At 72.9% G+C, this 22,963-nt stretch carries 22 protein-coding genes and 1 tRNA gene; 15 read left to right on the plus strand and 8 right to left on the minus strand.

Annotated features, from left to right (window positions below):
• The first annotated feature begins 4 nt into the window (after positions 1-4).
• Genes LG395_RS16960 through LG395_RS16970 form a run of 3 tightly spaced genes read left to right on the plus strand, consistent with a single transcriptional unit; the run spans position 5 to position 3,752 of the window.
• Positions 5-1,426, plus strand: coding sequence for a ParB N-terminal domain-containing protein (locus LG395_RS16960; RefSeq protein ID WP_171155857.1), 1,422 nt, complete (start codon positions 5-7; stop codon positions 1,424-1,426).
• On the plus strand, positions 1,423-3,240 hold the full coding sequence (locus LG395_RS16965; RefSeq protein ID WP_225810312.1) for a DEAD/DEAH box helicase: 1,818 nt from the start codon (positions 1,423-1,425) through the stop codon (positions 3,238-3,240). Before LG395_RS16960 ends, LG395_RS16965 begins: the two co-directional genes overlap by 4 nt.
• Before the next feature lie 44 nt (positions 3,241-3,284).
• Entirely contained in the window at positions 3,285-3,752 is a 468-nt protein-coding gene (locus LG395_RS16970) for a very short patch repair endonuclease (protein ID WP_171155861.1), read from the plus strand.
• On the opposite strand, the gene LG395_RS16975 is transcribed toward LG395_RS16970, so the two are convergent.
• On the minus strand, positions 3,678-5,012 hold the full coding sequence (locus tag LG395_RS16975; protein WP_225810313.1) for a DNA cytosine methyltransferase: 1,335 nt from the start codon (positions 5,010-5,012) through the stop codon (positions 3,678-3,680). The genes LG395_RS16970 and LG395_RS16975 overlap by 75 nt on opposite strands.
• A gap of 187 nt (positions 5,013-5,199) precedes the next feature.
• The gene (locus LG395_RS16980; RefSeq protein WP_225810314.1) at positions 5,200-6,219 is read right to left on the minus strand and encodes a tetratricopeptide repeat protein; all 1,020 of its coding nucleotides are present in this window, start codon (positions 6,217-6,219) and stop codon (positions 5,200-5,202) included.
• A gap of 123 nt (positions 6,220-6,342) precedes the next feature.
• Here LG395_RS16980 and LG395_RS16985 point away from each other — a divergent pair, with 123 nt between their 5' ends.
• Together LG395_RS16985 and LG395_RS16990 are read left to right on the plus strand one after the other, a co-directional pair.
• Positions 6,343-7,368 carry a permease gene (locus LG395_RS16985; protein ID WP_225810315.1) on the plus strand — a complete coding sequence of 342 codons (1,026 nt, stop codon included), beginning with the start codon at positions 6,343-6,345 and terminating at the stop codon, positions 7,366-7,368.
• Positions 7,365-8,093 carry a TIGR03943 family putative permease subunit gene (locus LG395_RS16990; RefSeq protein ID WP_225810316.1) on the plus strand — a complete coding sequence of 243 codons (729 nt, stop codon included), beginning with the start codon at positions 7,365-7,367 and terminating at the stop codon, positions 8,091-8,093. Before LG395_RS16985 ends, LG395_RS16990 begins: the two co-directional genes overlap by 4 nt.
• 330 nt (positions 8,094-8,423) lie before the next feature.
• Here LG395_RS16990 and LG395_RS16995 read toward each other — a convergent pair whose 3' ends face one another.
• Positions 8,424-9,824 (minus strand): MFS transporter, encoded by a 1,401-nt coding sequence (locus tag LG395_RS16995; RefSeq protein ID WP_225810432.1) that lies wholly within the window; start codon positions 9,822-9,824, stop codon positions 8,424-8,426.
• A gap of 199 nt (positions 9,825-10,023) precedes the next feature.
• On the opposite strand from LG395_RS16995, the gene LG395_RS17000 reads away from it, so the two are divergent.
• The 4 genes from LG395_RS17000 (at position 10,024) to LG395_RS17015 (ending at position 12,761) form a co-directional block, all read left to right on the plus strand.
• Positions 10,024-10,563: a winged helix-turn-helix transcriptional regulator gene (locus LG395_RS17000; protein ID WP_263982656.1), complete on the plus strand. Its 540-nt coding sequence runs from the start codon at positions 10,024-10,026 to the stop codon at positions 10,561-10,563.
• 44 nt (positions 10,564-10,607) lie between these two features.
• A complete protein-coding gene (locus LG395_RS17005; RefSeq protein WP_225810317.1) occupies positions 10,608-10,937 on the plus strand; it encodes a DUF6412 domain-containing protein in 330 nt (109 codons plus the stop codon).
• A gap of 117 nt (positions 10,938-11,054) precedes the next feature.
• Positions 11,055-11,759 (plus strand): YidC/Oxa1 family membrane protein insertase, encoded by a 705-nt coding sequence (locus tag LG395_RS17010; RefSeq protein ID WP_225810318.1) that lies wholly within the window; start codon positions 11,055-11,057, stop codon positions 11,757-11,759.
• Positions 11,760-11,903: 144 nt separating this feature from the next.
• Entirely contained in the window at positions 11,904-12,761 is an 858-nt protein-coding gene (locus LG395_RS17015) for a fumarylacetoacetate hydrolase family protein (protein ID WP_225810319.1), read from the plus strand.
• Between the two features lie 201 nt (positions 12,762-12,962).
• Here the strand turns inward: LG395_RS17015 and LG395_RS17020 are convergent, their stop codons facing one another.
• The 3 genes from LG395_RS17020 to LG395_RS17030 all read right to left on the minus strand — a co-directional run bounded on the left by LG395_RS17020 (position 12,963) and on the right by LG395_RS17030 (position 15,507).
• Positions 12,963-13,829: an LLM class F420-dependent oxidoreductase gene (locus tag LG395_RS17020; RefSeq protein WP_225810320.1), complete on the minus strand. Its 867-nt coding sequence runs from the start codon at positions 13,827-13,829 to the stop codon at positions 12,963-12,965.
• Positions 13,830-13,924: 95 nt separating this feature from the next.
• On the minus strand, positions 13,925-14,434 hold the full coding sequence (locus LG395_RS17025; protein ID WP_171155880.1) for a heme-degrading domain-containing protein: 510 nt from the start codon (positions 14,432-14,434) through the stop codon (positions 13,925-13,927).
• Positions 14,434-15,507, minus strand: coding sequence for a Gfo/Idh/MocA family protein (locus LG395_RS17030; RefSeq protein ID WP_225810321.1), 1,074 nt, complete (start codon positions 15,505-15,507; stop codon positions 14,434-14,436). The genes LG395_RS17025 and LG395_RS17030 overlap by 1 nt, the downstream gene beginning before the upstream one ends.
• A gap of 55 nt (positions 15,508-15,562) precedes the next feature.
• On the opposite strand from LG395_RS17030, the gene LG395_RS17035 reads away from it, so the two are divergent.
• The 5 genes from LG395_RS17035 to LG395_RS17055 all read left to right on the plus strand — a co-directional run bounded on the left by LG395_RS17035 (position 15,563) and on the right by LG395_RS17055 (position 20,567).
• Positions 15,563-16,807 carry an ROK family transcriptional regulator gene (locus tag LG395_RS17035; RefSeq protein ID WP_225810322.1) on the plus strand — a complete coding sequence of 415 codons (1,245 nt, stop codon included), beginning with the start codon at positions 15,563-15,565 and terminating at the stop codon, positions 16,805-16,807.
• A 193-nt stretch (positions 16,808-17,000) separates the two neighbouring features.
• Positions 17,001-17,981: a hypothetical protein gene (locus LG395_RS17040; protein WP_263982658.1), complete on the plus strand. Its 981-nt coding sequence runs from the start codon at positions 17,001-17,003 to the stop codon at positions 17,979-17,981.
• 454 nt (positions 17,982-18,435) lie between these two features.
• Positions 18,436-19,215: an HAD-IIA family hydrolase gene (locus LG395_RS17045; protein WP_171155887.1), complete on the plus strand. Its 780-nt coding sequence runs from the start codon at positions 18,436-18,438 to the stop codon at positions 19,213-19,215.
• Positions 19,216-19,317: 102 nt separating this feature from the next.
• Positions 19,318-19,887, plus strand: coding sequence for a hypothetical protein (locus LG395_RS17050; protein ID WP_225810324.1), 570 nt, complete (start codon positions 19,318-19,320; stop codon positions 19,885-19,887).
• An 8-nt stretch (positions 19,888-19,895) separates the two neighbouring features.
• Positions 19,896-20,567: a class F sortase gene (locus LG395_RS17055; protein WP_171155890.1), complete on the plus strand. Its 672-nt coding sequence runs from the start codon at positions 19,896-19,898 to the stop codon at positions 20,565-20,567.
• A gap of 15 nt (positions 20,568-20,582) precedes the next feature.
• On the opposite strand, the gene LG395_RS17060 is transcribed toward LG395_RS17055, so the two are convergent.
• Positions 20,583-21,272, minus strand: coding sequence for a FadR/GntR family transcriptional regulator (locus LG395_RS17060; protein WP_171155892.1), 690 nt, complete (start codon positions 21,270-21,272; stop codon positions 20,583-20,585).
• A 128-nt stretch (positions 21,273-21,400) separates the two neighbouring features.
• Positions 21,401-21,474 (minus strand) — tRNA-Lys (locus LG395_RS17065).
• Between the two features lie 186 nt (positions 21,475-21,660).
• Between LG395_RS17065 and LG395_RS17070 the strand changes: the two genes are divergently transcribed.
• Positions 21,661-22,944 (plus strand): peptidoglycan-binding protein, encoded by a 1,284-nt coding sequence (locus LG395_RS17070; RefSeq protein WP_225810325.1) that lies wholly within the window; start codon positions 21,661-21,663, stop codon positions 22,942-22,944.
• Positions 22,945-22,963: the final 19 nt, after the last annotated feature.

Consider the following 22,963-nt stretch of genomic DNA (forward strand, 5'->3'; position numbering starts at 1 on the left):
GACGATGATGCGCGAGTTTCCGGCCCCGCCGAGGGCAGCCGAGTTCAGCGAACTGATCAGCAAGAAGGTCGAGGAGGTCAAGGCGGCCGGCGGTACGCGGGAGACCGTGACTGTCGACTGGAACGGGCAGCAGGCCCACGTCGAAGTGATCGATCTGCCGCTGAGCAGCCTCTACTACAACCCCGGCACCCACCGGATCCGGGCCCAGCGCAGCCACGACGCGGAGCGGGACACGCTGCTGGACAAGGACCCTTGGTGCGCGGAGAGCCAGGACTACCTCGGCTTCCTGCTCAAGGCGGACCCCGAGAACACGAACGTGCGGGACAAGGACTTCGATGTCCTGAAGGACAGCCTTGACCAGTTCGGGCAGAACGACCCTGGGCTAGTGACCCGGCAAGGGGTGCTGGTCAACGGCAACACCCGGGCTGCCGCGCTGCGCGAGCTCGGCGCGCAGTCCATGCGCGTGGGCGTGCTGCCCGCGTCGTTCACTTGGGCCGACATCAACGCCGTCGAGCTGGCCTTGCAGCTCCGCAGGGATCACCGGCGTGACTACTCCTACATCAACCGCCTCATCGCCATGGAGGAGCAGGCGGCGCTGGGCCGGACACCGGAGCAGATCGCCAAGGACTTCCGGATCCAGGTACGCACCTACCACCAGGAGCGGTGGATCCTCAGTACGATCCGCGAACTGAACGAGCGCAGTCGCACGGGCGGTGGCAGTGGGCTGCGCTTGGTGGACTGGGAGGGGGCACAGGAGCGGCTCAAGGAACTCCACCGGCTGTACGCGAAGCTGGAAACGGTGGACCGCGACCAGGCCGAGGTTCTGAAGGAGCTGCGCCTGGCTGCGATCCTGCTGGACTTCTCCAAGACGGACGTCCGGCACATCAACGAGGACTTCTTGGCGGCGGGGCTGGAGCGGCAGTTGCCGATGGGTGGTACGGCGGCCGCGCAGCCGCAGTCGGTGTCCATCCCCGGTCTGGGCCTGGAGGTGCCGGCCGCTTCCTCCGCTGTCGCGGAGGCCCGGGCGATGAACGACGAGATACTCCGCACTGCCGCCCTGATGAGGAACGGGGCCTCGGAGCTCGGGGACGAGCGGAAGGCCGCCGCGCAGAACGCCTGGGACAGCACGAAGAAGGCGTTCGACGAGGCGATTGAGGCGGCGGGCCGCAATGCCCGGCTGCGCAAGCGCAAGCAGCTTGCCCCGGCCCGGCTGGCGGAAGCCTGCGCGAGCATCGACCAGTGCGTAAGTGACCTGGTACAGGCACGGACCTCCCGGAGCCTGGACGAGGAGGCGTTCGATGAGGGGCTGGTGAAGCTGCGGGAGAGCCTCCTCAAGCTCGCGCAGCAAGCCGGCCGTGGGCTGCCGCAGCCGGGAGACGGCGTGGCCTGGCTGCTGGAGGCGGTCGCGGCGGAGGGCTCCCGGTGACCAGTTCCGTCAGCGAGAAGTCGCTGCGCCTCGGGTTCGATGAGACCCGGACCCGGGTGGTCCTGCGGACCACGGAATCGTTCCAGCAGGAACTCGTGCAGCTGGCCGCCCGGTTTCGCACCGGCGGCCAGCTCGGCCCCCTGAGTGCCTCGGTCTCCCTGGATGAGCTGCTCGCGGACCTCGGCCTCCTCAGCACCTGGTCCGACCCGGCCGGCGTGGAGTGGGCGGATGACCTGCGGGAGCTGGTCTCCGGTGTGGTCCAGGACGCGCACACCGTGCAGCAGCGGCTCGCGGGGCAGGACGCGCCCGGCGAGGTTACCCCCGATGACGTGCTCACCCTCCTCGGCGACACCTGGAAGGGCGAACTCAGCGAATTCCAGCGCCGCGACATCGCGAAGCTTCTTTCGCTGCAGCACGGTGCGAACTTCAGCGTGCCCGGCGCCGGCAAGACCCGTGTCGCTCTCGCCGTGTACGCCGCGCAGAAGGCCGCCGGCAAGGTAAGCCGCCTGCTGGTCGTCTGTCCCAAGTCGGCTTACGAGTCATGGCGTTACGAGACCGCTGAGTGTCTCATTCACCCGCTGCGCATCAACGTACTGGACGGCTCGTGGGACGAGTGGGCCGAGGTGCTCGTGGTGAACTACGAGCGTCTCGACCGGTCGCTGCCCATGCTGGCCGGGTGGCTCAAGTCGGGTCCCTCAATGATCATCCTGGACGAGGCGCACCGGATGAAGCTGGGCGCCCGGGGGACGTACGGGGCAGCCTGCATGGCCCTGGGCCCGCTGGCCACACGCCGGCTGATCCTTACCGGTACCCCGGCCCCCAACGGATCCCGGGACCTGGAAAACCTGCTGGGCTTCGTGTGGCCGGGGCATGGTCAGCGCACGGTCGTGCAGGCGGTGGCCGGCGGTGATCTCGCACACGCCAGCTCGGTCCTCCGGCCGCTGTTCACGCGCACGACCAAGCAGGAACTCGGTCTGCCACCGGTTCAGCTGGGGCTTCGCTTCGTCGACATGCCGCCCCTGCACGACGAGATCTACACGGCCTTGGTGGGCGGCGAGAAGACCGGCGCAGCGCGCGAGGACCTGAGCAGCCTGGGCAAGACGGCTCTGCGTCTTCTCATGGCGGCTACGAGCCCGGCCCTGCTCCTTGAAGGAGCCAGCCGGTACGAGCCGCTCGCGTACCAACTGCCGCCGCTGGACGTCCCCGAGGGCAGCTCGCTGTACTCCCTCATGCAGAGCCTCCCCGACTACGAGCTGTCGCCTAAGTACCAGGAAGCCATCGCGATCATCGCGGAGAACGCCGCCCAGGGCCGTAAGACGCTGGTCTGGACGACCTTCGTCAGGAGCCTCACCACGCTGGAACGCCTGCTGGAGAAGTACAGTCCGGCTGTCGTCTACGGCGGCACCGCGGACCGTGAGGAGCAGCTCCGCCGGTTCCGGGAGGACCCGGCGTGCATGGTGCTGATCTCGAACCCGGCGACTCTGGGAGAAGGGATAAGCCTGCACCATGTGTGCCACGACGCTGTCTACGTGGACCGCGACTTCATGGCCGGCCGCTTCCTTCAGAGCCTCGACCGGATCCACCGCCTCGGTCTGGCTCCCGACACGGAGACCCGGGTGACTGTCCTGGCGGTGCGGAACTCCATCGACGAGGTGGTCGCCGAGCGCCTGGAGCGGAAGCTCGACTTCATGGGGCGCATCCTGGACGACCCCACCGTGCAGCAGCTCGCTGACCTGGAGGAGGAGCCCTCGGTGGCCGCCGGGCTCGCGCCGAGTGACATAGAGGCACTGCTCAGTCACATGGGAGGCCGCTAGGACGGGCCGCGTGCTGCGGACCGCGCGGGACTACCCTCTGCGGTGTGTCCCATGATGCCGAATGGGAGGCCCCGGAAGGTTCCTGGGCTTCGTCCGCAGCACGCCGCCGCAACATGCAGGCGATCCGCAGCCGTGACACCAAGCCCGAGTGGCTCATCCGAAGGCTGGTCCACGCGAAGGGTCTCCGCTACCGCGTCGCGGCCCGGCCCCTGCCGGACCTCCGCCGGACGGCGGACTTGGTCTTCCGTCCGGCGAAAGTCGCTGTCTTCATAGACGGCTGCTACTGGCATGGCTGCCCGGAGCATTACGTGCCGCCCAGGACGAATTCCGGTTACTGGTCCGAGAAAGTCCTGCGGAACATGACACGGGACAGGGATACGGACCAGAAACTGAAGGCAGCCGGCTGGTGCGTGCTCCGCTTCTGGGAGCATGAATCATCAGACGCTTGTGCCGACAAAATCGCCCTCACGGTCCTGAGCCGACGCAAGGGTGGCGCGGGCGGCGGAGACTGAAATCTCAAGCTGCCGCGGGACGTCTGCGGCGGGCAGCGCTCCCGCCGGTTCCATCTCGTACTCGGTGAGAAGTTCCTCGCGGTGTTCAGGACGCAGAACGGCCGCGATGGCCCGGCCAACGGCTTCCGCCACCGGGGGCGGGAACGCGTTCCCGACCTGGCGGTAGCGGGCGGTCTTGCGGCCCTGGAACTTCCAGTACTCCGGGAAGCCCTGAATGATCGCGGCCTGAGCGACGGTGAGCATGGGGCCGTCGGGACGGAAAAGGTCGCGTTCCGGGACGCAATTCTCGGGGTCGTTTGCGATTCCCATGCCGTCAACTCCCAGGTCCCGCCAAGCACGCTTGGCTCGTGTGGGACCAAGGTCGGCACCGCCATGTTTCTTTGACCCGCCTACGAGAGTAGGGGCGACCGTCTTACCTGAAGTGGCTTCTTCCCACCTCTTGAAGATCTTCTGTCCAGTTTTCTCTTCAGGTCCTGCGGGCTGCCCGTAGCGGTTCTTGTCCCAGAACTCCTCGCAGCGCGCTTTCATGCTCTCGTAGAGTTCCCCTTGGACCGTTACCGGATCGCCCTTCAGCTTTGTGGGCCACGTGAACTTCTGGTCACCCGGGCTTACTGCACTCTTGTGAATGGCCACCAAAATTGCGCGCGGCCGCAGTTGCGGAACGCCAAAGTAGCTCGCGTCGAGACGCCGCCAGACCGAACGCATGATCACGTCCTGCTCGGTCGCAGAAAGGCCTGGATCAATCTCGGGGACCAGATAGCCGAGGCCGCGAAGTCTTTCGAGGATTGAGATCCGGTAATCAATGAAGAACTCTGGAGGTTCCAGGATTCCTCGCACATTTTCAATCATCACCGCCTTGGGGAGCAAAGCGTCGATGATGTCAAGCGCTGCGGGAAAGAGGTCGCGTTCATCGTCAGGGCCGAGCCTGTGGCCCGCCAAGGAGAACGGAGGGCACGGCACGCCGCCGGCGAGCAGGTCAAGGTCTCCGCGTTTCAAGCCGAGGTCCTTCAGGACGTCCGACTCCAGGAAGTCCTTGACGTCCATCGGGCGAATAGCCTCAGCCTTCTCCTGGTCCCAGCCGGGCCAGTCGCCCACATTGGCCTGCAGGGTGGCCACGGCGTGCGGGTCCCACTCCACGAGCGCGCGGTGGTCAAAACCGGCGTTGTGCAGCCCGACGGCTTGCCCACCGGCGCCCGCGCAGATCTCGATCGAGGTCAATGGCGAGGCGAACTTCGGTCGCTTCTGGCCGCTGCGGGGCATGCAGCTCCTCCTGGATGATCATGTACAGGTCGGGAGCAGTGATCAGCAACTGCTCCCCAGCACCAAGAGTCTCGCACTTCCCGCCAGGTTCATCCGAGCGCCGACGGCAGACTGGTCACCTGTTGTCGAACTGATGCACGATTTTGCCATGGTCCAAGCGCGCTGCGCCTGCACTCTTGGCGCGTGGTCAGTTTGCTGCGCCGTGACACTCCCCATACTGCCGCCCCGCCACGCACCAGCACTCAGCCCCCCTCGGCGGCGGCCAAGCCACCGCCCGCCCCCGTGCGGCCAGCGTCGTCGCGTACTGGGGCAGCAGGGTCGGGTCCGACGGGGACGAGCCCTCCGAGGCCGCGAACGCCTCGTACGACGGGACCGTGCCCGTGACGATGCCCAGGTTGGGCGTGCCCGAGGCGGACAGTTCGCGGAGGGAGGACTCTATGGTCGACAGGTGCTCGGTGTGGGACGGGTACTCCGTGCTCAGCGTCGGGTACGCCGCGAGGAGCTCGGAGAGTTCCGGGGCCGGCCAGTGCAGGACCGCCACCGGGAACGGGCGGGAAAGGGCCTCGCGGTAGGCGCCCAGTTCGGCGCGCAGGCGGGAGATCTCCGCCGCCAGTTCCGCCGGGTTGTCCGAGCCCAGGGACCACACGCGTTTGGGGTCGTGGAGTTCGTCCAGGGAGACCGGGGACGTGTGCAGGGTGTCCGCGAGGGTGTCCCGGTCGTCGTGCGGCAGCCCCAGCATGCGGCGGACGCGGTGACGGCCGTAGAGGAGGGGGTGGGTGGCGGGAGGGGGTTCCTCCGAGGAGTCCGGCAGCAGGAGGTCCGCGGCCTCGCCGAACGTCTCCGCCGCCGCCTCCAGTTCGTCGTGCGACTCCAGGGCCTCCGCCACGATCACCCACGGGGCCGGGTCCCGGGGCGCCGTCGTGCGGATGCCCTCGATGATCGCCCGCGCCTCGGCCTCGTGGCCGTACTCCCACAGGTTCGACGCCTTCAGGGCGCGGACCAGGGCGGGGTTGTCCAGCCCGTCGGCGGACGTCAGCAGGCGGTCGTAGAGAGCGGTCGCCGCGGGGCGGTCGCCGGACAGCTCCAGGTGGGCCGCCGCCCGCAGCAGAAGGGTCTCGGCGTCCTCGGGGTACAGGCCGGCGGTCCGCTCCAGGCGTGCCGCTTCGGCGGTGTGGTCGACGTTCTCGGCAGGCGTGTCGGGGCGCATGGGGGACACCGTACTGCCGGGACGTGACAAAAGTGAGGCGCGGAGGGCTGCCGAGCAGGGGGCCGGCCGGCCGGTACGCAGATCTGGATATCTTCTGTCCCGACATCTACACGCGGAGTCGGCATGCAGAACACGGGTGTGCTGGTCGAGGACGGCCGTCCGGCCGCCGCCGGGGACGAGGCGGGCACCCCCGCACCGCCCCGGTACTGGCCGGTCCTGCTCCTCGGCGCCGCCGTCGTCCCCGGCGGCGCGCTCTTCCTCCTCGGGCGCTGGGGCGACGCCCCGGCCGTGCAGGCGTGGCGGACCGTGTGCCTGGCCGTCACCGTGCAGGCCCTGCCGTTCCTGCTGCTCGGCACGGCCCTGTCCGGCGCGATCAACGCCTTCGTGCCGGAGGGGGTGTTCAACAGGATCCTGCCCCGGCGGCCCGCGCTCGCCGTACCCGTGGCCGGGGTCGCGGGCGTCGTCCTGCCGGGGTGCGAGTGCGCCTCCGTACCCGTGGCGAGCAGCCTCATCGGCCGTGGGGTCACCCCGGCCGCCGCCTTCGCGTTCCTGCTCTCCGCGCCCGCCGTCAACCCCGTCGTCCTCACCGCCACCGCCATCGCGTTCCCCGGGAACCCCGCCATGGTGCTCGCCCGGCTGCTCGCCTCCCTCGCCACCGCCGTCGTCATGGGCTGGCTGTGGCTCCGGTTCGGGCGGGCCGAGTGGCTGCGGCCCGTCGTACGGCACACCGGGCACCAGCACGGGCACAGCCGGTGGGACGAGTTCCGGCGCGGGTTCCAGCACGACTTCCTGCACGCCGGCGGGTTCCTGGTGCTCGGCGCCATGGCCGCGGCCACCTTCAACGTGGCCGTCCCGCGTTCCGTGCTCGACACCTTCGCCGGCGCGCCCTGGCTGTCGGTGCTCTTCCTGGCCGGGCTCGCCGTGCTGCTCGCGGTGTGCTCCGAGGCCGACGCCTTCCTGGCCGCCTCGCTGACCGGGTTCCCGCCGGTCGCGCGGCTGGCGTTCATGGTGGTGGGGCCCATGGTCGACCTGAAGCTCATCGCCCTCCAGGCGGGGACCTTCGGGCGGGCCTTCGCGGTACGGTTCTCCGCCGCGACCGTCGTCGTCGCCGTCACGTGCAGCGCGCTGACCGGAGGGATGCTGCTGTGAAGGGACCCGGGAAGCGGTCGCTCCGGGCGGGGCTGCTCGCCCTGTGCGGGCTGGGGCTGCTGCACGTCTCCCTCTTCACCGACCTCTGCCTGCGCTACGTCAAGGAGGGCATGCGGCTCCCGCTCGTCGCCTCCGGGGCCGTCCTGCTCCTGCTGGGGATCGCGAGCGCCGCCCTCGACAGGACGGAGCGGACCGAAGAACCCCACGACCACTCCGGCCTGCCCCGCGTCTCCTGGCTGCTGCTCCTGCCCGCCCTCAGCCTGCTCTTCTACGCCCCGCCCGCCCTCGGCGCCTACACCGCTGCCCGGCAGCCGGCGAAGATCGTCGTCCATGACAGCGACTTCGATCCGCTGCCCGCCACCTCGCCCCTGCCCATGACCCTCTCCGACTTCACCAGCCGGGTCCGGGAGGACCGCGGGCAGGCCATCAAGGGGCGCACGATCCGGATGACCGGGTTCGTCACGCCCCTGCCAGGCACGCGGGACGGCGAGTGGGACCTGACCCGGATCATCCTCAACTGCTGCGCCGCGGACGCCCAGTCGGTCAAGGTGCGCGTCCACGGCGGTCCCCGGCTGCCCGCCGACACCTGGGTGACGGTCACCGGGACCTGGCACCCCGGCGGGCGGCTCGGCACCAAGTCCGCACCGGTCGCGCTGGACGCCCGCACGGTCACCGAGGTCCCCCGGCCGTCGAACGGCTACCAGGACGCCCTTCCCCTGGGATGACCGTCACCGGTGGCGGCGCCGGAACGGGAAGGGCGCGGGGGTACGGCGGTACGGCGGTCCGGCGGTCCGGCGGCGACGGTACGGCGAGTGTGGGCGGCGCTACGACGGCCGGCGGCGCCTGTCCCGGCCACCCTGACCACCTGCACCCCGAAGTTCGACTCCCGGTACCGGCCGGTCGTCTAGGGGGAAGCTGGCGTCGATGCCGCCCGGCTGAGCCGGGTGCGCCGGAGCGCACCCGTCGACGGCGGCTGACGCCCGTTCACCCCGGGCCACGCCTCCTCACGCCCGCGCCCAACTCACGCCCGCGCCCGGCTCACGCCCGCGCCCAACTCACGCCCGCTCCCGCAGCGCCAGCACGCTCACCGCGCCCGCCGCCGCCAGTCCCGCCGACACCAGCAGGGCGATGTTCGTGCCCCGGGCCAGGCTGCCGCCCGACGTGGCGATGGCGATGGTCAGGGCCACACCTGCGCAGGAGCCGACGTAGCGGAAGGTCTGCTGGGCGCCGGAGCCCATCGCGGCCCGCTGCGGCGGCACCGAATCGACGGCGAGCAGCGGCAGCGCGCCGTTGAGCAGGCCGCTGCCGAGGCCGCCGACGATCAGGCCGGGCAGCAGCCGGGTCCAGGAGCCGGAGCCGAGGGCGCCGAGCATCGTGACCATGGCGATCGCGTGCAGGGCGAAGCCCAGGGCGAGCTGGGTGCGGGCGGCGACGCGGCCGGCCAGGTGCTTGACCTGGAGGGCGACGACGAAGCTCAGCCCGGACCACAGCAGGAACAGTCCGGCGGTGGCCAGTGGGGAGAGCCCGAGCGACTGCTGGAGCAGCGCCGGCAGGAAGCTGAACAGGCCGATCACGGCCAGGCCGGTGAACAGGCCGCCCGCCGAGGAGGCCAGGAACCGGGCGTGGCGCAGCAGTCCGAGGTCGATCATCGGGGTGGCGGTCCGGCGCTCCACCGCGACGAACACGCCGACCAGGACGACGGCCGCGGCGAACAGCAGCCCGACCGGCGCGCGCAGCCAGCCGTCCCGGCCCAGCGTCAGGGCCGCGACCAGGGCCACCAGAGCCAGCCCGAAGGTGAGCGCGCCGAGGGCGTCCGGCCGGCCGCCGCGCGGGGCGCGTGACTCGGCCAGCGCCCGGGTGCCGAGCGCGGCCACCACGAGGGCGGCGGCGCCCAGGACGCCGTAGGCCACCCGCCAGCTCGGCAGCGCGCCCGCGAGCAGCGGGCCCGCGGCGATCCCGCCGCTGACGAAGGCGCCCCACACCCCGGTGGCGTGCAGCCGGCCGCGCGGGCTGGGGAAGGCGTGCACGATCAGGCCGAGGGAGCTGGCCAGCAGGGCCGCGCTGGCCGCGCCCTGGGCGACGCGGGCCAGGGTGAACTGCCAGGTCGACGTGGTGAAGGCGCCCAGTGCGGTGGTGAGGCCGAGCGCCAGGGTGCCGGCGAGGAAGACGCGGCGGCGGCCGTAGTCGTCGGCGAGGCTGCCGGCCACCAGGAGCAGGGCGGCGAGACCGAGGGGGGCGCCGTTGAGCAGCCAGGCCTGGGCGGACAGCGGGGTGTGCAGGGCGGCGGCGGTGTCCGGCAGGGTGACCATCGGGGCCGTGTACGTCATGAGGGCCACGGCGGTGGCCGCGCTGGTCAGGGCGAGGGTGGCGCGTGGTCGTGCCGGTGCGTCCCGGGGACTGGTCCGGCGCAGGGCGGCGGGGGAGGCGGCGGAGGCGGCGGAGTCGAGCCGGGGCATGGCCTGTCCTGTCGTGAGGTCATCGGGTCCGGTCATCTGGTCCGGTCCGTCGGGTCCGGGCAATTGGGTCCCGGGCCCCTGGTCCAGCCATTGGGTTCGGTCATCAGGTTCGGTCGGTGAACCGACCCCGTGGCCGCCACCGTAGCACCATGGGTTCGTTGATTGAACCCATGTCCGGCCGGTGGTTACAGTGGAGGGCATGGCACTGGGCAAGGACTACGTGACGCAGGAGTGCTCGATCGCCCGCGCGCTCGAGGTCGTCGGCGAGCGGTGGACGCTGCTCGTCGTCCGCGACGCGATCTACGGCGTCCGGCGCTACAACGACTTCCTGGTCCACCTCGGCATCCCGCGCGCCGTCCTCTCGGCCCGGCTCCGCACGCTCACCGAGGAGGGGATCCTCGAAAAGCGCCGGTACCAGGAGAGCCCGCCCCGGGACGAGTACGTCGTCACCGAGCGCGGCGCCGCCCTGTGGCCCGTGCTGCGCGCCCTCGGCCACTGGGGGCGCGAGCACGTCGACGCCCACCGGCTGCGCCTCTTCCTGCACGCGGACTGCGGCGGGGAGGTCGAGCCGTACGGAAAGTGCGCGGCGTGCGGAACCTTCGTGCCGGTCGCGGACGTTGTCATGGTGCCGGGGCCGGAACTCGACTCCGCGCCGGCGGACCCGGTCAGCAGGGCGCTGCTGCGGCCCAAGCGGCTGCTGGAGCCCCTGGAGACCGAGCCGCCCCAGCCGGCGTACTGACGACCGGTGCGCGGAAGACGCGTGGTGCGGAGGGGGGAGTGCTGATGTCCGGCCGTGCCGCCGCGCGTTCCCTCGCCGTCCTCGCCCGCCTGCTGCTCCTCGCGTACCTGCTGCTGCTGCAGGCCGCGCTGCTCGGCAGCGGCGGCCTCGGCACCGCCGTCGCCGTCGCGGCGACCGCCACCGCGGCCGCCGCGCTCGTCGTCCGTGCCCTGCTCGCCGCGCGCGGCGTGCCCGCCGCAGCGCCGACGCGCGTCCGCACGGCGATACGCGACCGGGCCCGCCGCACGGCCTTCCTGCCCCAGCGCGATCCCGACGCGCCCGGCCGCCGACGGCCCAGAGCCCCCGGACACGCCCGTCCGGCGACCGCCGCGTAGGGCACGTCCTCACACACGTCAGTACGTGACCCCGCGCGGGTCGTCCTGCCGATCTCCCCACCGGACCGGCTGTTCCCGGTCCCTTCCGGCACGACGAGACCCCCGGAGGGCTCACCCATGTCCGTTTTCGCGCGCCTGGTCGAGTACCTGGCCGACCTGCTGGCCCCGCTCTTCCACGCCTCCGCGGCAGCCGCCGCGATCGTCCTGTTCACCGCGCTCGTACGGCTCCTCGTCCACCCGCTGTCCCGGGCCGCCGCCCGCGGCCGGCGCGCCCGCGCCGCGCTCCAGCCGAGAATCGCCGCACTGCGCGAGAAGCACGCCGAGGACCCGCAGCGACTCCAGCGAGCGATCCTGGACCTGCACGCCGAGGAGAAGGTCTCACCGCTCTCCGGCTGCCTGCCCAGTCTGCTCCAGGTGCCCGCGTTCTTCCTGCTCTACCACCTGTTCTCCAGCACCACGATCGGCGGCGAGAGCAACGGCCTGCTCGGCCACCGCCTGTTCACGGCCCCGCTCGGCGGGCACTGGACCGACGCGCTGGCACAAGGCGGGGTGTTCGGCCCGGCCGGACTGGTCTACCTCGGCCTCTTCGCCGTCGCCGCGGCCGTCGCCACCGTCAACTTCCGCCGCGCCAGGCGCACGGCACAGCCGGCACCGGCCGGCGCCGGGGGCGAGGTGCCCGGGCTCGGCGCGGTCAACCGGGCGGTACCGTTCCTGTCCTTCTTCACGCTCGTCACCGTGGCGGTCGTCCCGCTCGCCGCCGCGCTGTACGTCGTCACCAGCACGGCCTGGAGCGCGGCGGAACAGTCCCTGTTGTCCCGGTGACCGGCCGAGCCGCCTGTGCCCCAGGGTTACGGTCCAGTACGTGAACAGGGTCTTGTGGACTGGACGGCGTGATTGGAGGATCGGCCAGTCCTCCGATGGCTGCACCCATCGGCCGGGCGCCACCGATCGAGGGAGATGGTGACCATGAAGCTGCTGCGAGTCGGTACGGCAGGGGCGGAGCGCCCCGCACTGCTCGACGCCGGGGGGACCCTGCGGGACCTGTCGGGCCTCGTGGACGACATCGACGGCGCGCTCCTCGCCGACGACGCCGCGCTCGGCCGGATCCGGGCCGCGGCCGGCACCGGTGAGCTGCCCGCGCTGGACGCCGACGGACTGCGGATCGGGCCCCCGCTCGGCCGCATCGGCAAGATCGTGTGCATCGGGCTCAACTACCACGACCACGCCCGTGAGACGGGCGCCGAGCCGCCCGCCGAGCCGGTGGTCTTCATGAAGGCGCCGGACACGGTCGTCGGGCCGAACGACATCGTGCTGGTGCCGCGGGGCTCGGAGAAGACCGACTGGGAGGTCGAACTCGCGGTCGTCATCGGGCGTACGGCCCGTTACCTGGACTCGGCCGAGGAGGCGCTCGCGCACGTCGCCGGGTACGCGGTCGCGCACGACGTCTCCGAGCGGGAGTTCCAGATCGAGCGGGGTGGCACCTGGGACAAGGGCAAGAACTGCGAGACCTTCAACCCGCTCGGGCCGTGGCTGGTGACGGCCGACGAGGTCCCGGACCCGCAGCGGCTGTCGCTGAAGCTGTGGGTGAACGGCGAGTTGAAGCAGGACGGTACGACGGCCGAGCAGATCTTCCCGGTGGGGGAGGTCGTGCGGTACCTCAGCCGGTTCATGACGCTGTACCCCGGCGACGTCATCAACACGGGGACGCCGGCGGGGGTGGCCATGGGCCACCCCGAGCCCAAGCCGTACCTCCGCGGCGGGGACGTGGTGGAACTGGAGATCGCGGGACTGGGCCGCCAGCGTCAGGAACTCAAGAACGCCTAGACGCAACCGCTGGGGCTGGGGCTGGGCAACGGGGTGGGGACGCGGGGAGCAGACGGAGCCGGGGCCCCTCGCCGCGCGCGGGACGTTCCGAGCGGGCGCGCCGGCGCGGTGGGGCCGTGGGCCGGTTTCGTCCGCGCCGTGGGGTCCGGGGCCGTGGGTCGGTCACGGCCCCGTTACCCCGTGCTTCCGGCGCCGGAAGGCCTACGCCAGCAGCGTGGCGAGGGCGCGCCACTCCTTCCTCGGGAGGGAGTCGCCCGCGTCCGCCCGCACCACCTGGAGGGCCACGTGGTCCGCGCCCGCCTCGTGGAAGGCGGCGACGCGCTCGCGGACGCGGGTCTCGTCGCCCCAGGCGAAGACGGCGTCGACGAGACGGTCGCTGCCGCCGTCGGCGAGGTCGTCCTCGGTGAAGCCCAGGCGGAGGAAGTTGCCGGTGTAGTTGGGGAACTCGAGGTAACGGGCCAGGTAGGCGCGGGCCGTCCGACGGGCACGGGCCGGGTCGGTCTCCAGCACCACCTTCAACTCCGGTGCCAGCAGCGGTCCGTCGCCCAGGATCTCCCGCGCTCGCGCGGTGTGCTCGGGCGTGACCAGGTAGGGGATCGCGCCGGCCGCGCGGTCCCCGGACAGCCTCAGCATCTTCGGGCCCAGCGCGGCGAGCACACGGCGGTCGGCGGGTACGCCCGCCGCGTCCAGCTCGTCGAGGTAGCCGACCATGGCCGCGTACGGGCGGTGGTAGTCCTTCGTCAGCGCGCCGTGGCTCACACCGAGGCCCAGCGCGAAGCGGCCCGGGTGCGCGGCCTCCACCTCGGCGAAGCCGGCCGCCGTCGTCGCGGCGTCCCGCTGCCACACGCTCTGGATGCTGGTGCCGACGACGACCCGTCGCGTGGCGCCGATGAGCGGCGCCGCGTGGTCGACGGTGCTGCTGCCGCCGAGCCAGATCGCGCCGTACCCGAGGTCCTCCAGCTCGGCCGCGGCCTCGTCCAGTTCTCCGCGCCGGGACGCGTCCTCCGAGCGCAGCTCGATGCTCCAGACGCCGTGGCGGCCGACGCTGTCCTTCAGTGAAGCGGTCATCGGGTGTGAACCCTCCGGTGGTGGTCCGCGCCGTGATCCCACGGCCTCACTCCCTGCCAACCGGAGGGCGTCCCCACCGGATTCCCGCCGTTCGCTCAGTCGGCCGAACGGCCCAGGAACTCCTCCAGCGCCTCCACCACGAACCGGTGGTCCTGGAGCTGCGGCAGTCCGGAGACGGTCACCGCGCCGATCACGCCCACACCCTCGACCCGGATGGGGAAGGAGCCGCCGTGGGCCGCGTAGACGTCCGGGTCGAGACGGGAGGACTCCTCGAACGTCGTGCCCTTGGCGCGGAAGCGGGCGCCGACCAGGTAGGAGGCGGCGCCGTAGCGCTCCACCACGCGGCGCTTGCGGGCGATCCAGGCGTCGTTGTCCGGGGCGGAGCCCGGCAGCGCGGCGTGGAAGAGCTGCTGGCCGGCGCGGTGGATGTCGATGGCGACCGGCGCCTGGCGCTCCCGGGCCAGCTCCACCAGGAGGGAGCCGAGCGCCCAGGCGTCCTCGTGGGTGAACCGCCGGAAGACCAGCCGGCGTTCCTGGGCCTCCAGCTCCTCCAGGCTCGGCGTGAGTTCGGGCGTCGTCCCCGGGGTGATCTGCGGGTGCTGCATCAGAGGGTCACCGTCACCTTGTCGCGGGCGGACCTGCGGGCCGCTTCCAGTACGTCGAGCGCGGCGGCCGCCTCCAGGGCGGTCACCGGGTTGGGGCCGGTGCCGCGCAGGGCGGCGGCGACGGCGGCGTAGTACGCGGGGTAGTCGCCGGGCAGGGTCGGTACGGGGGTGCCGCCGCCGCTCAGCGGGGACTCGCCGGCACCGACACGGCCCCACAGGGACTCGTCCTCGGCGCCCCAGTCGGGGGTGCTGCCGGGGCGGCTGCCCTCGCGCAGGGCCGCTTCCTGGGGGTCCAGGCCGTACTTGACGTAGCCCGCGCGGGAGCCCAGCACCCGGAAGCGGGGGCCGAGCTGGGCGGTCGTCGCCGAGACGTAGAGGTGGGAGCGGACGCCGCTCGCGTGGGTGAGCGCGATGAAGGTGTCGTCATCGGCCTGGGCGCCGGGGCGGCGGACGTCCGACTCGGCGTAGACCTCGGTGACCGGGCCGAACAGGACCAGGGCCTGGTCGACCACGTGACTGCCGAGGTCGTAGAGCAGACCTCCGATCTCTGCCGGGTCGCCGGACTCGCGCCAGCCGCCCTTCAGCTGGGGGCGCCAGCGTTCGAAGCGGGACTCGAAGCGCCAGGCGTCGCCGAGTGCGCCGTCGGCGAGCAGTTGCCGCAGGGTCAGGAAGTCGTTGTCCCAGCGCCGGTTCTGGAAGACGGAGAGCAGCAGGCCGCGCTTCTCGGCGAGGGCGGCCAGCTCGCGGGCCTCGGCCGCGGTGCCGGCGACGGGCTTGTCCACGACCACCGGCAGGCCCGCCTCAAGGGCGGTGGTGGCCAGCGGCACATGGGTCTTGTTCGGGGAGGCGATGACGATCAGGTCCAGCTCGTCCGCGCGGCCGAACAGCTCCTCGGGGGTGGCGGCGGTCCGCACGTCCGGGAACTCGGCGCGGGCCTGCTGCTGCCGCTCCGGCTGGGAGGTGACCACGGTGTCCAGGGCGAGGCCCTCGGTGGCGGCGATCAGCGGGGCGTGGAAGACCGAGCCGGCGAGGCCGTAGCCGATCAAGCCGACGCGGAGGGGGGTAGCAGTCATGCCTCCACTTTGGCAACAGTGTTGCGGAAGTGCAAGCGGCGGGGACAATGGAGGTGTGAAGCGGGTGAGGACGGCGACGACGGCGGGGCCGGTGAACGGCGGGGTGGCGGGCGCGAACCTGGGGGCGCTGCGCAGTCACAACACCGCGCTGGTGCTGGGGCTGCTGCGGGACGCCGGGGCCGAGGGCATCAGCAGGCTGGAGCTGGCCGAGCGCACCGGGCTGACCCCGCAGGCCGTCAGCAAGATCACCGCGCGGCTGCGGGCGCAGGGGCTCGCGGCGGAGGCCGGGCGCCGGGCGTCGACCGGAGGCAAGCCGAGGACCGTACTGCGGCTGGTACCGGAGGCGGGCCACGCGGTCGGGGTCCACCTGGACCGTGACGAGCTCCGGGTGGTGCTGGTGGACCTGGACGGCGCGGTGGTGGGGGAGCGGCGCGGCGAGCTGGACCTGGGCGCGGGTGCCGAGGCCGTGCTGGGGGCGGTGTGCGGGGCGGTCCGGGGGGTCGTCGGGGAGCTGGGTGCGGATGCGGATGCGGGTGTCGGTACCGGTACTGGTGCCGGGGCCGGTGCCGGTGCCGGTATCGGCACCGGGGGAACCGGTGCCGGTGGCGGGCTCGCCGCGGTGGGCTCCCTGCTGGGCGTGGGAGTCGCGCTGCCGGGCCCCTTGGACCATGTGCGGGGGGTGTTGCACCGGGTCACCGGGTTCCCCGAGTGGGACGGGTTCCCGCTGCGGGACGCGCTCGCGGAGCGGCTCGGGGTGCCGGTGGTGGTGGACAAGGACACCAACGCGGCGGCGCTCGGGCTGGCCGTCGGGGGCGAGGAGGGGGCGGCGGGCCGGTCCTTCGCCTACCTGCACCTCGGCACCGGACTCGGGGCCGGGCTGGTGATCGACGGCAGCGTGCACCGGGGGGCGCGGACCGGGGCCGGGGAGTTCGGGCACCAGGTGATCCAGCTGGACGGGCCGGTGTGCGAGTGCGGGAACCGGGGCTGCGTGGAGGTGCTGTGCCTCGCGGCCGTGGCGCGGGGCGAGGTGGCCGAGGCGGCGCGAGTGCTGGGGGTGGCGGCCGGGAACCTGGTCGGGCTGCTGGACATCGACGTGGTGCTGCTGGGGGGTCGGACGGTAGCCGGGGCCCCGCAGACCTACGTGAGCGGTGTCGGAGAGGTGCTCGGGGTCCGGGCCCGGAGGGAGGGCACGGGCGGGGACGCGGTGCCGGTACGGGTCGCTCCGCGCGGGGAGCGGATCGTGGCCGAGGGCGCCGCCCAACTGCTGCTGGCGCCGCTGTTCGGGCGGGGGGAGGACTGACGGAGCGTGTTCACCGGCGGCCGGCTCCGCCCACGGGGGTGCGAGTGCGGGTGCCGCTGCCGTCGGGGTGCGGGACGCGGGCCCTGGCCGGTCCGTCCGGGGCCGTGCCGCTGCGCCGGCCGGGCGGACTTCGTCCCCGGGGCCGGAGTGGCTCGGCCGGAAGCCCGGTCCCACCCGGCATGGTCATGTGTTCATGCGACTGTGCACGTCCCTGTCCCTCTGCCTCGCCGCAGCCGCCGCCGTCGTCGTGCCCGCCGCCGTCCCCGCGTCGGCGCACGCCGCGTCCGCCGGTACGACCCCCTCGTGCGTCGCCGCCGACGCGCGGGCCTTCCCGCTGGCCACCCGGATCCGGGGCGGACCCACGTCCTACGAGGCCGGCGGCGGATACGGCACCTGGTACATCGACCTCACCAACACCACCCCCCGGACCTGCGCCGGCATCCACCCGGTCGTGGTCCTCGTCGACGACAAGCGCGCCCTGCGGCCGGGGCAGCCCCAGCTGGACTTCTTCGACGGCCCCCGGGCCCGGCCGGTGACCTTCGAGAGCACCGACGAGCAGGAACTGGTCGGGGTGCTGGACGGCGCCGGGTTCGGCGGGTTCACCGTGCCGCCCGGCAGGACCGTCAGCGTCCGGGTCCGGCTCGCGCTCACCTCCGACACCCCACGCGACCAGGTCACCGTCAACGCGGCCGTCGTGCAGCGGCGGGGCCAGGACGGCGACTGGGTCGGGCAGTCCAACGCCTACCGCTTCGGGGTCGGCGAGGAGGCGGAGGACATCCCGGAGGGCTCCCTGGAGGACGCCCAGGAGGCCGCGCAGAGGGACTCCCCGGAGTCGGAGGGGGCGCGGGCGACCGCCGGCACGCGGACGGGCGAGGGCCTGCCGACCGCGCCGTCCGGCGGTGCGAGCCAGGACGGCGGGGCCCTGCCCACCGCCCCGCCCGGCGGCGGCACATCACCGGCCGCGTCCGCCGTCCCCGCCGCGTCCGCCGCCAGCGCCTCCCGCTCCGATGCCCCGGACGCCTCCCTGCCCCTCGCCCAGGACGAGGCGGCCGGGGAGCGGGCGCGCGAGCTGGCCAGTACCGGTCCGGGGCTCGCCCGCGGTCTGCTCACGGCCGTCGCCGCGCTGGTGGCCGTGGGCACGACCGCGCACCTCGTGAGCCGGGGCCGCCGCTGACGTGCCGGGCGGCGCGCGCCGGCCGCCACCGGTCAGGGGTTCGTTTCCCGGTCTGCTCACGGCCGTCGCCGCGCTGGTGGCCGTGCACGCGACCCCGCACCTCCCGGCCGCCGACCGTCGCCGAGGACGGCGGCGGCCCCGCACCGTCTCCCGGCCGGCCGGGAACTCGCGCAACGAGCCGTGCCGCGCCGCCGTGCCGTCTGTCTCCCCCCGGGCGGGGGGCCGCGTGCCCAGCCGGCGCCGCCGTGCCGTCTGTCTCCCCCCGAGCGGGGGCCGCGTGCCGAGCCGAGCCGCACCCGTCCCGTCCCCTCGCCGGGCCGAGCCCCCTGACCAGTGGGTACCAGGTGATCGGCGGGGTCAGGTCGGGCCGGTGCTGACTAGGCTGGGGCGCGTCGGTACGCCGTGGTTCCGGCGCCCCGTTCCCCGACCGTACGTACGCCAGGAGACGCACAGCATGGCAGACCGCAAGCCCATAGAGTCATGGCTCACCGACATGGACGGCGTCCTGATCCACGAGGGTGTCCCGATCCCGGGAGCCGACGCCTTCCTGAAGAAGCTGCGCGAGTCCGGCCGGCCCTTCCTGGTGCTCACCAACAACTCCATCTACACCGCCCGTGACCTGCACGCCCGGCTGCGGCGGATGGGCCTGGACGTGCCCGTGGAGAACATCTGGACGTCGGCCCTCGCCACCGCCCAGTTCCTGAACGACCAGCGGCCCGGCGGCAGCGCCTACGTCATCGGCGAGGCCGGCCTCACCACCGCGCTGCACGACATCGGTTACATCCTCACGGACCACGACCCCGACTTCGTGATCCTCGGCGAGACCCGCACCTACTCCTTCGAGGCCCTCACCAAGGCCGTCCGGCTGATCAACGACGGCGCCCGGTTCATCGCCACCAACCCCGACAACGTCGGCCCGTCCACCGAGGGCGACCTGCCCGCCACCGGTTCGGTCGCCGCCCTGATCACCGCCGCGACCGGCAAGAAGCCGTACTTCGTCGGCAAGCCCAACCCGCTGATGATGCGGGCCGGGCTGAACGCGATCGGCGCCCACTCCGAGACCTCGGCGATGATCGGCGACCGGATGGACACCGACGTGCTCGCCGGCCTGGAGGCCGGGATGCGTACGTTCCTGGTGCTCAGCGGCGTGACCCAGCCGACCGACGTGGACCGTTACCCGTTCCGTCCGTCCGAGGTCGTCGACTCCATCGCGGACCTGGTCGACCTGGTCTGACCCGGCCGAAACACGGCCTCACCCGTTCGGAGCAATCCGGCGCCTCCCGAGGATGCGGAGGTGCCCGGGGCGGGGGAGCCTCCTGATAACTGGAGGTTCACGATGGGCTCACTACGCCTCACGCTCTGTACAGCTTTCCCCGCGGCCGCCCTCGCCGCCGTCGCCGTCGTCGCGCCGTCGGCCCACGCGGCGGACGGCGGCCCGGTCACCGTGACCCCGGCCGGCCCGGCGCCGGGCGAGGACGTCACCCTGCGGGTCGGCGGCTGCTCCGGCCGGCAGGGCAGCGCCGCGTCGGCCGCCTTCGTCTCCGACGCGGCGCTGACCGGTGAACAGGGCAGCCTGAGCGGCGAGACCCGCGTCCGGTCCACCCTGGAGCCGGGCGCCTACACCGTGAAGGTCACCTGCGCCGGCACCGTGCTCACCGGCAGCGTCACGGTCGCGCGGCCGGGCGGCGCGACCGCACGGCAGGAAGAGCCCGTCCGGCTGCCCGCCCAGTCCGCCTCGCCGATCGCACCGGTCCCCGCGGGCGGCGGCGGAACCACCCACTTCGCCACGGTGGCCACCAGCGGCTCCGGCCCCGACGCCGTCCAGGCGGCGACGGGTCTGGCGCTCGCCGGGATCGCCGCGGTCGCCGTCGGGCTGCGCGCCCGCCGGAGCCGCGGCACCCGCTGAGCGCCGCCATGTCCGACGACCACGGGCGCACCACCGCTACCGGGCGGCTCGTCACCGGCCTGGCCTGGGCGCTGCTGCTGTTCGGGCTGTGGCTGTGGGGACGCGGCGTGAGCGACGTCCCGCGGGGCACGGACGGCCCCGTCGCGGGTGAGGTCCTCGCTCCCGGCCGTGCCACCGGCTCCGCCCGGCTGCCGCGTGCCGTGAAACCGCTGGCCGACGCGGTGCCCCAGCGCGTCGACATCCCCCGGCTGGGCGTCCAGGCCCCGGTGGTGGCCCGCGGTCTGGACGCGCGGGGCGCGATCGACCCGCCGCCCTACGACCAGCCCGGCGTGGTCGGCTGGTACGGCGCCGGACCCGTGCCCGGGGCCGCCGGGCCGGCCCTGCTGGTCGGACACGTCGACACCGAGACCCGGCCCGCCGTCTTCTACCGGCTCAGCACCGCCCGGCCCGGTGAGCGGGTCCGGGTGTTCCGCGCGGACGGCAAGGTCGCCGAGTTCACCGTCGACGACGTCCGCGTGCTGCCCCGGGACGGCTTCGACGCCCGGCTCGCCTACGGCCCCCGCGTGCCGGGTCGGGCCGAGCTCCGTCTCATCACCTGCGGCGGCTCCTTCGACCGTGCCAGCGGCAGTTACACGGCGAACGTCGTGGTGTCGGCGTACCTCACCGGGACGACGGGCTGAGCGTCCGGCCGGCGGTCACCGGCGGGGCGCGGCCAGCGGGGAGAGCCGGCTGCGGATGTTGCCGAAGTGGTCCCGTATGGCCCGCTCCGCCCGGAGGGAGTCGCCGGAGCGCACCGCGTCCAGGATCTCCCGGTGCTGGCGGCAGGTGACCCGGGGGTCCTGCGGCACGTCCACCAGGTCCCGCTGCACCCGGTGGAAGGCGTCCCAGAACGCCTCCAGCACCTCGCCGAGCAGCACGTTGTCCAGTCCCCGGTACAAGGTGGCGTGAAAGGCGCGGTCGGTCTCGCCGAGCCCGGTGCCCTCGGCGGCCTCCCGTTCCATGCGGTCCACGAGCGCGTCGAGTTCCACGAGGTCCGCCTCCGGCAGCCGCCCGGCCAGCCGGGACACCAGTCCGGTCTCGACGGCCTCGCGCAGTTCCAGCAGCTGGAGCAGGGAGTCCTCGCCGCGGTAGTGGCCGGCGACGGTGCGGAAGGCCAGCCCCTCGATCATCGGCGCGAACGACATGGAGCCGACGTACGTCCCGAAGCCGTGCCGGATCTCCACGATGCCCATCGCCTGGAGCGCCTTCAGCGCCTCCCGCACGGAGTTCCGGCTCGCCCCGAGCAGCCGCATCAGCTCGGGCTCGGTGGGCAGCGGGGCACCCGAGGGCAGCCGCTCGTCCACGATCAGCTTCTTGATCCGCTCCTGAAGGTCCCGGGCTGCCATGGCCAGAGGGTATCCGGCCATTCAGGCGGAGGGGATACGGCGGGAGCACGCGGCGGAGACGTGCGCCACGGGCAAGCGGTGCGGGCATGCGAAAAGCCCCCCGCTCGCGCGAGGGGCTTTCCGGTCGGTGCGCCGCCAGGGACTCGAACCCCGGACCCGCTGATTAAGAGTCAGCTGCTCTAACCAACTGAGCTAGCGGCGCCTGCTGACGGAGAAAACTCTACCCGACCTGTGGGGGTGCTTCCGACCACCGGGAGGTGGCGTGACGGCCGCGCGGGGGACCGCGTACATCATTCGGACCGTCAAAATGCGCGTTTTGTGCCCAGTTGGGAAACTGATCAACGTGCACACTCGCGGACAAACCACCCCCGAATGTGAGGCAGATCGCATGACCGCTCCGCTGTTCGAGGACATCGACCCCGCGAGCGACTGCGACTGTCCCGGCTGCGTCCACGGGCGCCGGCCGACTCTCCGTTCCCTGCTCACCCGCGGTCGTCCGGCGGCCCGCGGGGCCGTCGTCGTGGCCGCCGCGTCCGCCGCGCTCGGCACGGTCGCGCCCGCCGCCGCCGTCACCCCCGGCCACTTCCCGCACCGGCAGGCCCTGCCCGGCGACGGCGTGCCCGACACCCCGCAGGGTGGCAGGGCGCCCCTGCACGGCCGGGCGGGCCGGCCCGCTGAGCCGGACACCGTTCCCACCCCCGCCACCACCCGGACCCAGATCATCAACCGGGCCAAGGTCTGGGTGGCCGCCAAGGTGCCGTACAGCATGTACGACTTCTGGTCCGACGGTTACCGGCAGGACTGCTCGGGCTACGTCTCCATGGCCTGGGGGCTGCCGGGCAACGAGTGGACCGGCAGCCTCGGCCAGTTCGGCGTCAAGATCAAGAAGGAGGAGCTGCAACCCGGCGACATCCTGCTCTACCACAATCCCGACAACCCCGAGAAGGGCTCCCACGTCGTGATCTTCGGCGGCTGGACGGACCACACGCACACCTCCTACACGGTCTACGAGCAGACGCCCCCGCGCACCCGCAGCCAGACCACCCCCTACCCGTACTGGAACAACACCGACAAGTACGTCCCCTACCGCTACAAGGGCGTGACGAAGTCCGGGGCCGCCCGGCCGGCACCCGGCGGGAAGGCGGCGGTGCCCTACCCGGGCACGGCCCACTTCGGCCCCGGCGCCGACAACGCGTACGTCACCCTGCTCGGCCGGATGCTGATCGCCCGGGGCGGCGCCTCCTACTACCCCGAAGGGCCGGGGCCGAAGTGGGCCGCGGCGGACCGGCGGGCCACCGAGGCGTTCCAGCGGGCCCAGGGCTGGACCGGCGCGGACGCCGACGGGATCCCCGGCCGGCGCACCTGGGAGCTGCTGAGCACGGGCCGGGGCAAGGACATCGCGTCCCCGGCCACCGGTCCCGCCTCGCACGGCGTCCCCGGCTATCCGGGCCGCGCCTACTTCCGGCCGGGCCAGAGCAACGACCACGTCACCCGGCTCGGCGCCCAGCTGGTGAAGAAGGGGTTCGGCCGGTTCTACGCCCACGGCCCGGGCCCGCGCTGGGGCGAGGAGGACCGGCGCGCGGTCGAGGCCTTCCAGCGCGCCCAGGGCTGGCGGGGCGGGGCGGCGGACGGCTACCCGGGGCCGGAGACGTGGCGCCGCCTGTTCGCCTGACCGGCCCGGCATCCCACCC

The organism is Streptomyces spinosus (genome assembly GCF_020400655.1).
In the GTDB taxonomy this organism is placed as follows: domain Bacteria; phylum Actinomycetota; class Actinomycetes; order Streptomycetales; family Streptomycetaceae; genus Streptomyces; species Streptomyces argyrophylli.